Origin of the sequence: Amycolatopsis sp. lyj-90, from assembly GCF_046549035.1 — a bacterium.
Classification (GTDB): domain Bacteria; phylum Actinomycetota; class Actinomycetes; order Mycobacteriales; family Pseudonocardiaceae; genus Amycolatopsis.
This window is the reverse complement of the sequence record NZ_JAJPWP010000001.1, coordinates 966958-979794: the sequence shown is the minus strand read 5'-3', so window position 1 is coordinate 979794 and position 12837 is coordinate 966958. Positions and strand designations below refer to the sequence as shown.

The 12837-nt window shown below is 69.2% G+C and carries 10 protein-coding genes; 8 read left to right on the top strand and 2 right to left on the bottom strand.

Going from position 1 to position 12837, the window contains the following annotated elements; translation table 11 throughout:
* The first annotated feature begins 48 nt into the window (after positions 1-48).
* The 3 genes from ACLJPX_RS04045 to ACLJPX_RS04035 all read left to right on the top strand — a co-directional run bounded on the left by ACLJPX_RS04045 (position 49) and on the right by ACLJPX_RS04035 (position 4687).
* Positions 49-1734, top strand: a complete 1686-nt coding sequence (locus tag ACLJPX_RS04045) for an ABC transporter ATP-binding protein (RefSeq protein WP_410598782.1) — start codon at positions 49-51, stop codon at positions 1732-1734.
* Positions 1731-3488, top strand: a complete 1758-nt coding sequence (locus ACLJPX_RS04040; RefSeq protein WP_410598781.1) for an ABC transporter ATP-binding protein — start codon at positions 1731-1733, stop codon at positions 3486-3488. The genes ACLJPX_RS04045 and ACLJPX_RS04040 overlap by 4 nt, the downstream gene beginning before the upstream one ends.
* 113 nt (positions 3489-3601) lie before the next feature.
* A complete protein-coding gene (locus ACLJPX_RS04035; protein ID WP_410598780.1) occupies positions 3602-4687 on the top strand; it encodes an ABC transporter substrate-binding protein in 1086 nt (361 codons plus the stop codon).
* 304 nt (positions 4688-4991) lie between these two features.
* On the opposite strand, the gene ACLJPX_RS04030 is transcribed toward ACLJPX_RS04035, so the two are convergent.
* Together ACLJPX_RS04030 and ACLJPX_RS04025 are read right to left on the bottom strand one after the other, a co-directional pair.
* Positions 4992-5201 (bottom strand): MbtH family protein, encoded by a 210-nt coding sequence (locus ACLJPX_RS04030; protein ID WP_007029404.1) that lies wholly within the window; start codon positions 5199-5201, stop codon positions 4992-4994.
* 45 nt (positions 5202-5246) lie between these two features.
* Complete coding sequence (locus ACLJPX_RS04025; protein WP_410598779.1) at positions 5247-6590, bottom strand: lysine N(6)-hydroxylase/L-ornithine N(5)-oxygenase family protein; 1344 nt, start codon at positions 6588-6590, stop codon at positions 5247-5249.
* Between the two features lie 137 nt (positions 6591-6727).
* Here ACLJPX_RS04025 and ACLJPX_RS04020 point away from each other — a divergent pair, with 137 nt between their 5' ends.
* The 5 genes from ACLJPX_RS04020 to ACLJPX_RS04000 all read left to right on the top strand — a co-directional run bounded on the left by ACLJPX_RS04020 (position 6728) and on the right by ACLJPX_RS04000 (position 12830).
* Entirely contained in the window at positions 6728-7675 is a 948-nt protein-coding gene (locus ACLJPX_RS04020; protein ID WP_410598778.1) for a methionyl-tRNA formyltransferase, read from the top strand.
* 101 nt (positions 7676-7776) lie between these two features.
* Positions 7777-8739, top strand: a complete 963-nt coding sequence (locus ACLJPX_RS04015) for an RNA polymerase subunit sigma-70 (protein WP_410598777.1) — start codon at positions 7777-7779, stop codon at positions 8737-8739.
* Positions 8740-8743: 4 nt separating this feature from the next.
* Entirely contained in the window at positions 8744-9181 is a 438-nt protein-coding gene (locus tag ACLJPX_RS04010) for a PPOX class F420-dependent oxidoreductase (protein ID WP_410598776.1), read from the top strand.
* A gap of 133 nt (positions 9182-9314) precedes the next feature.
* A complete protein-coding gene (locus ACLJPX_RS04005) occupies positions 9315-11420 on the top strand; it encodes an alpha-galactosidase (RefSeq protein WP_410598775.1) in 2106 nt (701 codons plus the stop codon).
* A gap of 138 nt (positions 11421-11558) precedes the next feature.
* Entirely contained in the window at positions 11559-12830 is a 1272-nt protein-coding gene (locus tag ACLJPX_RS04000) for an ABC transporter substrate-binding protein (RefSeq protein WP_410598774.1), read from the top strand.
* The last annotated feature ends 7 nt before the right edge of the window (positions 12831-12837 follow it).

The following is a 12837-nucleotide window of genomic DNA, read 5'->3' as shown; positions in this document are numbered from 1 at the left end:
CGGAGCCGGGGCAGGTTCACCCACTCACGAAAGAGAACGGAGGCGCCGGTGCCCGCAACGGCCACCACCAGCCGGAGCGTTCTGCGCCAGGCGATTTCCGGGCAGCGACGGCAAGTCACCCTCGCATCCGTGCTCGCCGCCTGCCATCAAGGCGGTGAAGCACTCGTCCCGGTGATCATCGGCGTGGTCATCGACCAGGCCGTCGCCGGCGGTTCGGCGGGCACGCTCGTGTTCTGGCTCGCCGTACTCGGCGTGGTCTTCGCGGGACTGTCCTATAGCTACCGGTTCGCCGCGCGCGCGGCCGAAAGCGCCTCGCTCCGGGCGGCGCACGACATCCGTCTCGCGATCAGCAGGCGCGTCCTGCATCCCGGTGGCGGCGCCGAAAGCGGCAAGCTGGCGGGCGAACTGGTCGACATCGGCACCAGCGACGCGCAACGGGTCGGGGTCGTGAACGCGGCGCTGCCGTTCGGGATCGCCGCGCTCGCCGGTGTCCTGGTCAGCGCCGTCGCCCTGCTGCGCATCTCGCTGCCGCTGGGCCTCCTGGTCCTTCTGGGCACACCTCCGTTGCTGTACCTCGCGCATCTGATCGGCAAGCCGCTGGAACGTCGCAGCGAAGCCGAACAGGAGCGGTCGGCGCACGCTTCGGGGGTCGCCACGGATCTAGTCTCCGGCCTGCGGGTCCTCAAAGGCATCGGGGCCGAACCGGCCGCCGTCGCCCGCTATCGCGAAACGAGCCAGAACTCGCTCCAGGCGACCTTGCGCGCCGCGCGGGCCAAGGCCTGGCACGACGGCGCGGTACTCGCGCTGACCGGGATCTTCATCGCGATCGTCGCCCTGGTCGGCGGGAACCTCGCGTCGTCGGGGTCGATCAGCGTCGGCGACCTCGTCGCGGCTGTCGGGCTCGCCCAGTTCCTGCTCACCCCGTTCCTGATCTTCGGATGGGTCAACGGCGAACTGGCCCTGGGCCGCGCCTCGGCGTCCCGGGTCGCCGGCCTGCTGACCACGCCGACCGCGGTCGAGGCCGGTGACGGCGAACTCCCCTCGCCCGCCACCGAGAACGTCCGCTTCACCGAGGTCTCGTACGGCAGCCTCCGCGGTGTCGACCTCGAAATCCCCGCCGGTCAGCTGATCGGCGTCGTCGCCACCGACCCGGCCACCGCGACCGACCTGCTCGACTGCCTCGGCCGCGCGGGCGATCCCGCCGAGGGCAAGGTCCACGTCGACGGCGTCGACCTGTCCACTGTGGACCCCGAGCGCGTCCGGGAAGTCGTCCTGGTCGCCGCGCACGACGCGGACCTGTTCGAAGGAACGCTGGCGGAGAACGTCCACGCCGGTGGCGTCTCTTCCGACGAGGTCTTGGCCGCTTCGGCGGCGGACGAGGTCGCGGCGGCGTTGCCGGACGGCACCGCGACCGCGGTCACCGAACGCGGGCGCTCCCTTTCCGGCGGCCAGCGGCAGCGCGTCGCCCTCGCCCGCGCGCTCGCCGCGGACGCGCCGGTGCTCGTCGTCCACGACCCGACCACGGCGGTGGACACGGTGACCGAGGCGAAGATCGCCACCGGGCTCGCCCGGCTACGACAAGGACGGACCACGATCCTGGTGACCACGAGTCCCGCCCTCCTCGCCGTCACCGACCGCGTCGTCGTCCTCGACGGCGGCCGGGTCACGGGTGAAGGCGGCCACGCCGACCTCGCCCGCGATCGCGCCGACTACCGCGCGGCGGTGCTGTCATGACCCGCGAACTCCTCCCCACCGCCGACGGCAAGCGGATCCGCGCCGTCCTCGGCGAACTGCTCCGCACCTCGAAGGGCCGTGCCGCCGGCGCGCTCACGATGCTCGTCGGCGCGACCGCGATCGGGCTGCTCACCGCCCGCCTGCTCGGTCAGATCGTCGATCTCGTCGTCGAGAAGCGCCCCGCGACCGAGCTGACCACCCCGGTGGTCGCGCTCGTCCTGGTCGCCGTCGCGCAGGCGATCGCGACGGCGGTGGGTGTCTCGCTGACCGCGAGGCTCGGCGAAACACTGCTGGCGGAACTGCGCGAGCGGTTCGTCGACAGGGCCTTGAGCCTGCCTCTCGAGCAGGTCGAACGCGCGGGCTCCGGCGACCTGACCGCGCGGGTCACCAACGACGTCACGGTGGTCGCGAGGGCGGTCCGCGACGCCTTGCCCGAGCTCGGCCGCTCGGCCCTCACCATCGTGCTGACGCTCGGCGCCCTCGCCGTCCTCGACTGGCGATTCCTCCTGGCCGCGCTGCTGGCGACGCCGATCCAGCTGCACACCGTGCGCTGGTACGTCCGCAACGCCGTCCCGTTGTACGCGAAGCAGCGGATCGCGACGGGATCGCAGCAGCAGCAACTGCTCGACACGATCGGCGGCGCGAAGACCGTCCGCGCGTTCCGGCTCGCCGACGCCCACGTGGAGCGGGTCCGGCAGCGGTCCGAGGGCGCGATGGAGCTGATGCTGCGCGGCGTCCGGCTGATGACGACGTTCTTCGCCCGGCTGAACCTCGCCGAGTTCGTCGGCCTCTCGGCGGTGCTCGCGGCCGGTTTCCTGCTGGTGGGCGCCGACGCGGTGACCATCGGCGCGGCGACGGCGGCGGCACTGTACTTCCACAGCCTGTTCGGCCCGATCAACACCGCGCTGGCGCTGGTGGACGACGCGCAGGCGGCCGCCGCGAGCCTCGCCCGGCTGATCGGCGTCGCCGACCTGCCTGCCCCGCGCGAGCCCGAACGGCCCGCGAAACCCCTTGACGCGTCGGTGAAGGCGGCCGGGGTTTCCCATTCCTATGTGGACGGGCACCCGGTACTGCGCGACGTCGACCTGAGCCTCGCCCCCGGCGAGCGGGTCGCGCTGGTCGGCGCGAGCGGAGCCGGGAAGACGACGCTGGCCAAGCTGATCGCCGGGATCCACACCCCGGGGTCGGGCACGGTCTCCGTCGGCGGGGTCTTGCTCGACGAACTCGGGCCGTCCGCCACCCGGCAGGCCGTCGCGCTGATCAGCCAGGAGGTGCACGTCTTCGCCGGTTCGCTGTCGGACGACCTCCGCCTGGCCAGGCCCGGCGCGTCGGACGCGGAACTGCTGGCGGCACTGGAAAAAGTCGGCGCGCGCGGGTGGGCCGAGGCGTTGGGCGAAGGTCTCGCGACCGTGGTCGGCGAAGGCGGGCATCAGCTGACCGTCACCCAGTCCCAACAGCTGGCGCTGGCCAGGCTGGTCCTCGCGGACCCGCCGATCGCGATCCTCGACGAGGCCACCGCCGAAGCCGGAAGCGCGGGCGCGAAAACCCTCGAAGCCGCCGCGGCCGCCGCACTCGAAGGCCGGACCGGTCTCGTCGTCGCGCACCGGCTGACGCAGGCGGCGGCCTCGGATCGTGTCGTCGTGCTCGACGCGGGCGTGGTCGTCGAAAGCGGGACGCACGACGAGCTCGTGGCCTCCGGTGGTCAGTACGCAACGCTTTGGGCGGCCTGGTCTGACAACCGTTCACGGACGTGACACGGGACGCAGCGTCGCCGGTTGCAATCGGCCGTTCGGCGTCTTAGGTTAGCCAAACCTGAATTTCGATTAATCCGGCATTTCGCCGGGTCACCGATCAAGAAGGACGGACGATGGCCCGAATCTCCACCCTCTCCGCTGCGCGGGGGCGCCTGAAGACCGCCGGCGTGCTGGCGTCCACCCTGGTGCTGGCCGCCACGCTCACCGCATGCGGAGGTGGCGGAGAGTCGGCCACCCCGGCCGCGCAGAACTCCGCGGGCGGCGCCGTCGACGCGAACGCGTTCCCGACCACGATCGAGCACAAGTACGGCAGCACCACCATCACCCAGGAGCCCAAACGCGTCGTCACGGTCGGCCTGACCGAGCAGGACGCGCTGCTCGCCCTCGGCGTGGTCCCGGTCGGGGTCACGGAGTGGCTCGGCAAGTTCCCCGGCACCATCGCCCCGTGGGCGACCGACAAGCTCGGTGGCGCCGCACTGCCCGAGGTCCTCAAGGACGTCGACGGACCGCAGTACGAGAAGATCGCCGCGCTCAAGCCGGACCTGATCATCGCGCTGTACTCCGGGCTCACCAAGGAGCAGTACGACAAACTGGGCCAGATCGGCGTCCCGGTCGTCGCGCAGCCCAAGGAGTACAACGACTACGGCATCCCGTGGCAGGAGGCGACCAAGAAGGTCGGCCAGGCCGTCGGGCGCGCGACCAAGGCGAACGAACTGGTCAAGGGCGTCGAGGACAAGTTCGCCCAGGTCCGCAAGGAGCACCCGGAGTTCGCGGGCAAGTCTGCCCTGATGGCCTCGACCTACGAGGGCTACTTCGTCTACGGCAGCCAGGACCCGCGCTCGCGCATCCTCGAATCACTCGGCTTCAAGATGCCCGCCGACCTCGACGCCGCGATCGGCGACAAGTTCGGCAAGAGCATCAGCGCCGAACGGACCGACCTGCTCGACCGCGACGCGCTCGTGTGGCTCATCGACACCCCGGCCAAGGCGCAGGAGATCTTCGGCAAGGACGCGCTCTACACCGGCCTGAAGGTGGCGAAGGAAAAGCGTGAGATCTTGATCGAGAACGAAGGCACCTACGGCAGCGCCGTCTCCTTCGTGACTGTGCTGAGCCTGCCGTACGTGGTCGACCGGATCGTCCCGCAGCTCGCCGCCGCTGTCGACGGCGACCCGACGACCGAGGTGAAACCCGCTTCCTGAGCCGTTTCGGGCAGGAACAGGGCCGCGAGCTTTCCGCTCGCGGCCCTGTTTCGTGCTGTGGGTCTTTGCCGCCCCCGCATTTAGTCCTGTTTGTGGCTGGAGTCGGTCGCAGGTCCGTGAAGGCCTCCTTTCCCGAGTACATGAAGGCCCCCTTCCTGTACCTAGGCGCAAGGAAGGGGGCCTTCATGTACCGCAGAGGGAGCCAGAGTGGCAGTGGCGTGGCGGGCCGAGTCGTCGTGAGGGACGCGCCAGCCAGTCCGGGTGTCGCGAACTTGCGAACACTCGCACGCAAAATCCAGCAGGGTCAGGACTCCATGGCCTTGACGAGCGAAGCGGGCCGCAGGTCGGTCCAGTTGGTCTCGACGTACTCGAGGCACTCCGGACGCGAGGCCGGGCCGAACTTCGTGGTCCAGCCCGCCGGGACCTCGACGAACTCGGGCCACAGGCTGTGCTGCCCCTCGTCGTTGACCAGCACCAGATACGTGCCGTCGGGGTTCTCGAACGGATTCGTCATGCCTTGTTCTCCTCGTGTGTATCCGGTGAATCAGCCCCGGCCGGGTCAGGCGGGCCCGATGCCGCTCACCGCGTACTCGGGCCGGGACGCGCCGGCGGTGCGCCGGTCCACAATGGACTCCAGGATCTCGCCGACCCGGACGGCGGTGTTGGACAGCAGCGAAGACGTGATGCCGTGCGAGTGCTCGGTGCCGCCCTGCAGGTAGATCCCGCCGTCCAGCGGCGGTTCGGTGACGATCCGGTAGTCGCGTTCGATCCGGAGCCTGCCCTCGTCGTCACGGAGGCACGCGGAGGCGAGCTCGCCGAGCAACGGGGTCGGATCCGCCGGGCTGTACCCGGTGGCGTACACGACGAAATCGGCGTCCAGCCGGGTCCGCTCCCCGGTCTCCAGCGCCTCGATGGTGACCCGGACCTCGGAACCGGTGTCGGTGACTTCGGTGGGACGGGAGACGTTGATCAGCTTCAGCCGCTCGATCCCCTGCACCTTCTCGCGGTAGACACGGCGGTAGAGGTCGTCGATCAGGTCGATGTCCACGGCCGAATAGTTGGTCGCGCCGTGGTAGCGCATCAGGCGCTCCTTGACCGCTTCCGGCGCCGCGTAGAACCGCCCGACCGCCTCGGGGTCGAAGATCCGGTTGGCGAACGCGCTGTCGTCGGCCGGGCTGTAGCCGTAGCGCGCGAACACCGCGCACACCTCGGCCCGGGGAAAGCGGTCGTGCAGCAGCGCGCTGACCTCCGCCGCGCTCTGGCCGGCGCCGACCACGACGAACCGGCGTGGTTCTTCGGCGGCCATGCCCTCGAGGCGGTGCAGCATCTCGCTGTTGTGCCAGATCCGGGTGCCCGGCGTCACACCTTCGGGAAGGTTCGGCCGCAGCCCGGTGCCCATCACCAGGTTGCGGGCGCGCAGGTTCACCAGTTCACCGTCGGTGCGGGCGTGGACGTCGAAGAACACGATCTCGTCGCCGTCGAAGACCGGCGTGACGGAAAGCACTTCGGTGCCATAGGAAACCAGGTCGTCGACCTTCTCCGCCGCCCATTCGAAGTAGTCGTGGAACTCGATCCGCAACGGGAACAGGTTCTTGTGGTTGATGAAGTCGACCAGCCGGTCCTTGCTGTGCAGGTACGACAGGAAACTGAAGGAACTCGTCGGGTTCCGCATCGTCGCCAGGTCCTTGAGGAAGGAGACCTGCATGGTGGCGTTGTCGATCAGCATCCCGCGGTGCCAGCCGAAACGCGCCTGACGCTCGAGGAAGTGAGCCGTGACGGTCTCCGCTCCCGGCGTGGCGTTGTGTTCGGTGACGGCGATGGCGAGCGCCAGGTTCGACGGCCCGAACCCGACTCCGACCACGTCGTAGACCGGAACCCGTTCGCCGACCACTGCTCGTGCCATCGTGAACCCCTTGCGCGGCTCAGCCGCATCTCGTTAGCTCGCTATGAAGACCAGGGAACCCTAACCTAAGTTAGGTGAGGCTCAACTAGTACTTTCAGTGGTGATGTTCATCCCTCGACCAGGAGGAGGCCGGTCCCATGCGGGTCGCCATGTTCGGATACCAGACCTGGGGACACCGCACCCTGCGGGCGTTGATCGACGCGGGCCACGAGGTCGCCCTCGTCGTCACCCACCCGAAGAGTGACCACGCCTACGAGAAGATCTGGTCCGACTCCGTCGCGGATCTCGCCGAGGCCAACGGGATCCGCGCGCTGCTGCGTCAGCGCCCCGACGACGCGGAACTGCTGGCGGAGCTGAAAGAAGCCGATCTCGACCTGATCGTGGCCAACAACTGGCGCACCTGGCTGCCGCCCGAGATCTTCGAGATGCCGCGCCACGGCACGCTGAACGTCCACGACTCGCTGCTGCCCGCCTACGCCGGCTTCTCGCCGCTGATCTGGGCGCTCATCAACGGCGAGCCGGAAGTGGGTCTCACCGCCCACATGATGGACGCGGACCTCGACGCGGGCGACATCGTGCTGCAGCGGTCCGTCCCGGTCGGACCGAAGGACACGACGACGGATCTCTTCCATCGGACGGTCGATCTCATCGCGCCGATCACCACCGACGCCATCGAGATCATCGCGAAGGGGGACTTCACGCCGGTCAAACAGGACAGGTCGAAGGCCAGCTTCTTCCACAAGCGCGCCCTCGAAGACAGTCTCATCGACTGGTCCTGGCCCGCCGAGGAGATCGAGCGGCTGGTGCGCGCGCAGTCCGACCCCTATCCCAACGCCTTCACCCACCACCGCGGCAAGCAGCTGCGCGTCGTCCGTTCCTCGGTTTCCGTGGGCTGCTACGGCGGAACCCCCGGCCGGATCTTCATCCGCGAGGGTGAAGGCGTCGTGATCGTCGCAGGCCCCGAATCGCGCCGCGGCCGGTCGCACGGGCTCGTCATCGAACGGGTCCGGACCGAGGACGGCACCGAGCTGGCCGCCGACGAGTACTTCCGCACCATGGGCGGATATCTCACCAACCGGCCCTGACCTGCGGACTCATCGGTCCCGCGAAAAAAGTCATCGCGGGACCGATGAGTCCGGCCGGAGGGCGCCGTTACATCGGGTAAGAACACTCGATGGGAGGCGCCATGACCGAAACGATCGCCGCGGCGAAGGCAGGGGACGAATCCGCCTTCGCCGCGCTCACCGAACGGCACCGGCGGGAACTGCACGTCCACTGCTACCGGATGCTCGGCTCGTTCGACGAGGCGGAAGACGTCGTCCAGGACGCGCTGCTCAACGCCTGGCGCGGGCTGGACTCGTTCGACGGCGGGAACTTCCGCGCGTGGCTGTACCGGATCGCGACCAACGCGTGCCTCGACGCGATCCGCAAGAGCGAGCGGCGGGTGCCGTCACTGCGCTCGTTCGCCGAAGTCCCCTGGATCCAGCCGTATCCGGACAGGCTGCTCGACGAGATCGCCCCGCCCGAAGCCGGACCGGACGCGCTCGCCGTCGCCAGGGAGACCATCGAACTCGCCTTCCTCGCGGTCCTGCAGATGCTGCCGCCACAGCAGCGCGCGGTGCTGATCCTGCGCGACGTGCTCGGCTGGCAGGCCAGTGAAACCGCCGCCCTGCTGGACCTCTCGGTGCCCGCCGCGAACAGCGCGCTGCAGCGCGGCCGGGCGACCCTGCGCGAACGCCTTCCCCAACAGCGCGGCGACTGGTCCGCCTCGGCACCGTCCGAAGAGGAACGGGCGCTGGTCCGGCGCCTCATCGAAGCCCACGACAGCGGCGATTTCTCCACGCTGAGCAGCCTGGTCCGCGACGATGTCCGCGTCACCATGCCGCCGGAGCCGAACTGCTACATCGGGCTCGACCACCTCGCCAGGCACGGCAGGATCGCCGAATCGATGGGCGAGTGGCGCGCCGTCGCGGTCGACGCCAACCGGATGCCCGCGTTCGCCTCGTACCTGCGCCGCCCCGGCGACACCGAGTTCCGCGCCTTCAAACTCGACCTCGTCCGTGTCGTGGACGGCAAAGCGGCGGAGTTCACCACGTTCGACAGCCACCTGTTCCCGGCCTTCGGCCTGGACACGATCCTGAAGGGATGAAGCAATGCCGGAGAAGATGACCGACGAGCAGCGCCGCGCCTTTCTCGCCGAAGGCACCCGCACCGCCGTCTTCGCGACGGTCCGCCCGGACGGCAGGCCGCACGCGGTCCCCGTCTGGTTCGCCCTGGACGGGGACGACATCCTGGTCAATCTGGGCGCGGACACCGTCAAAGGCAAGGCGCTCAAGGAGAATCCGCGCGTGTCGGTGGTCGCCGACGACCCGCTTCCGCCGTACTCGTTCGTGAGCGTCGAGGGTGTCGCGGAGATCGTTTCCGATCCCGACGGGGTGCGCGCGGGTTCGGAGCTGATCGCGCGGCGGTACCTCGGGGAGGCCGGGCAGGAGGCGATGGAGGGCTGGCTGGCCTACGCGACCTCACCGGGGAAGGTGCTCGTGCGGGTGCGGCCGGAGCATTTCGTGGCGATCGCGAAGGTCGGTGGCTGACCGCGCCCGGTCCCGTCTCGTGAGTGGTAAGGACGGTTAGAACCGTCCTTACCACTCACGAGACCCACCACCCGATGTACCGCTAAGCGGAAGCCGCCTGGCCCCTGTCACCATTCGGCACCAGGATGGCCCCGTGGCCGAGATCGTTTTCGACGAGAGCACCCGTTCCTGGCTCATCCGCACGGCGGCGACGAGCTACGCCCTCAGGCTGACCGAGGACGACACGCCCTCCCACGTCTATTGGGGCCCGGCGCTCACCTCAGACCAGCTCGCCGACGTCCTCCCCCGGACCAAAGCGCGCTGGGACGCCTTCAACGATCCCGACGAGGGACTGGACGAACTCGCCGCCGACGGCGGGACCCGCTACTGGACCCCCGCGCTCCAGGTCCGGTTCGCCGACGGGACCCGAGCCCTCGAATGGCGGTACCTCTCCCACGACATCGACGACGGGGTGCTGCGCGTCCACTTCCGCGATCGCCACTACCCCCTGCGCATCACGCTCGGCTATCGCGTCCCGGCGGGCACCGACGTCATCGAGCGCTGGACCGAACTCACCCACGACGGCACGGAAGACCCGATCGAGGTCATCCGGGCCGACTCCGCGACCTGGGTCGTGCCGGCGCGGCCGGACTACCGGATCAGTCATGTCACCGGCCGTTGGGCCGCCGAGAGCCAAGTGCTCCGGGAGCCGGTGCCCCACGGCGAGACCACGTTCGGCAGCAGGCGCGGGATCACCGGTCATCACGCCAATCCGTGGGTGATGCTCGACGACGGCGAAGCGACCGAGCGCCACGGCGAGGTCTACAGCGCCGCGCTCGCGTGGAGCGGTTCGTGGCGGATCACCACCACCCGCTCGTCCACCGGCCGCCTCACCGTGACCGGCGGCTTCGGCCAGGACGGCGTCGTCCCCCGCCTCTCCCCCGGCGACACGCTGACCACGCCTGTCTTCGCCGGGCTCTACACCGAAGGCGGATTCGGCGCCGCGAGCCGCGCCTGGCACGCGTACACGATCGGCCACGTCCTCCCGCACCCCGGCGAACTCCGGCCCGTGCTCTACAACTCCTGGGAGGCAACGGGTTTCGACGTCACCGAAGCGGGCCAGCGCGCACTGGCGGAACAGGCGGCCGCCCTCGGTGTCGAACTGTTCGTGATGGACGACGGCTGGTTCGGCGCGCGGAACAACGACCACGCCGGACTCGGCGACTGGCACGTCAACCGCGACAAGTTCCCCGGCGGCCTCGGACCGCTCATCGGCGAGGTGCACCGGCTCGGCATGCAGTTCGGGCTCTGGGTCGAACCCGAGATGGTCAATCCGGACAGCGACCTCTACCGCGCGCATCCGGACTGGGTCCTGCACTATCCACAAAGGACACGTTCCGAACTGCGGCAGCAGCTGGTCCTCAACTTCGCCCGGCCGGACGTCGCCGAATGGGCGTTCGGCAGCCTCGACGCCCTGGTCGGCGAGCACGGGATCGACTTCCTGAAATGGGACATGAACCGCCCGTTCAGCGAAGCGGGCTGGCCCGCCGACGACGACCCGGACCGGCTGTGGGTGGAGCACACCCGCGCGGTCTACCGGATCATGGACCGGCTGCGCGCCGGGCATCCCGGCCTGCGCATCGAAGCCTGCAGCGGCGGTGGCGGGCGGATCGATCTCGGGATCATGGCCAGGACGGACCAGGTCTGGACCTCCGACAACACCGACGCGCTCGACAGGCTCGTCATCCAGCACGGCTACGGCCAGGTGTACCCGGCACGCGCGATGGCGGCCTGGGTCACCGACGACCCCAACTTCGTCACCCACCGCTCCACCCCGCTGCGGTTCCGGTTCCACGTCGCGATGGCGGGAGTGCTCGGCATCGGCGGCGACATCGTCAAGTGGCCCGCGGACGACCTCGCCTACGCCCGCGAACAGATCGCGCTGTACAAGGAGATCCGGCCGGTCGTCCAGCACGGCAGGCTGTACCGGCTCGTTCCGCCGTCCACCGACGGGGTTTCCGCCTTGCAGTACGTCGCGGCCGACGGCGGGCGCGCGGTCGTGTTCGTGTTCCGGCAAGCGGCACATTTCCCCACTCCCGAACGACCGGTCCGGCTCGACGGTCTCGACCCCGCCGCCCGCTACCGTGACGAGGACACCGGGAAGGTGTGGCACGGCGCCGCACTCCTGGCACACGGCCTGATGGCGGGCCTGCCGGAGGGTGATTTCGCCAGTGTGGTGATCCGGCTGAGCAAGCTCTGAGCCAGCCGATAGATCAGATGTATCGCCCGTTTCGGGTGCCATAAGTCGCGTCCAGCCGCTTGACATCGCCCTAGACATCCGATCGAATGCCGTCGCAGCTGAGACGCCGTGCATCGCCGCGAGAAGGGTGACTGGGGCATGAAAAGGTCCTTCGCGTTGGGAGCGGTACTACTCGTCGCCGCGAGCCTCACCGGCTGCGCGGTCGGCGGCGGGACGGGGGCTTCCGGCGGCGAGATCTCCTTCCTGACGTTCGAAACACCGAACCTGCCGCCGTCCTACTGGGACGCCGCCATCAAACGCGTGACGGACCGGAATCCCGGTCTCACCGTGAAAAAGCTGGTCGCCCCGTCGACCGATCGCACCGGGTACGCCAAGCAACTGCTGCAGTCCGGGCAGTTCCCCGACGTCGCCATCGCCGTCGACTCGGCCGGTTTCGCCGAATCGGGCAACCTCTACGCGTGGACGCCCGAAGAGCTCAAGGACTTCCAGTTCCCGGCCGCCAACCCGATCAAGGGCGGGCACCACCAGTTGCCCGCCAACACTCAGACCATCCCGCCGATCTACTACAACAAGAAGCTCTTCGCCGACGCCGGGATCGCGTCGGCACCGAAGACCTGGAGTGAACTCCTTGCCGCGTCCGAGAAACTGAAAGCGAAGGGCATCACGCCGTTCACCATCGGCGGCGGCAAGGAGGGGTTTCCGTCCGCGATGCTGCTGGACGGACTGGTCAGTGTCGAGGTCTACGGCAAGACCCCGGACTGGCTTTCCCAACGGCGGGCCGACAAGGTCAAGTTCTCCGACCCGGCCTTCCAGCAGGCGTTCGGCAAGTTCGCCGACCTGGTGGCCAAGGGCTACGTCGACAAGACGCAGGTCTCGCGGGACTACTCGGCGACCGAAGCGGCGTTCCTCGACGGCGAAGGCGCGATGTACCCGATGGGCAACTGGTTCGCCGCCAGCGCCGACGCCAAGAAGCCGTCGTTCGACATCGGCGTCTTCAACTTCCCCACCGAGGACGGGAAACTCGTCGTGCCCGCCTACACCGGCGGCGGCATCGTCGTGAACGCCAAGTCCCCGAACCTCGACGCGGCGAGGAAGTTCGCGCTCGCCTTCCAGCTCGACAAGGAGCAGATCGACGCCTCGGTCAAGGCCGACGGCCTGTTCCCCGCGATCAAGGGGTACACGCCGCCGTCCGACGCGGGCCCGGTCTTCAAGGCGGGCTACGAGCTCTACCGGGAAGCCGTGGCGAAGAACGCTGTCGTGAACGCCTTCAGCTGGGAGACCGCGGACGACGGTCTCCTGCCGGGGATGAAGGACAAGGTCTACCAGGCCGCCCAGGACGTCATCACCGGCCGCAAGACGGTGGCCGACGTGTGCGCGTTCCTGGACGCCGAGTGGGCGAAGGCGCGCTGACGCCACG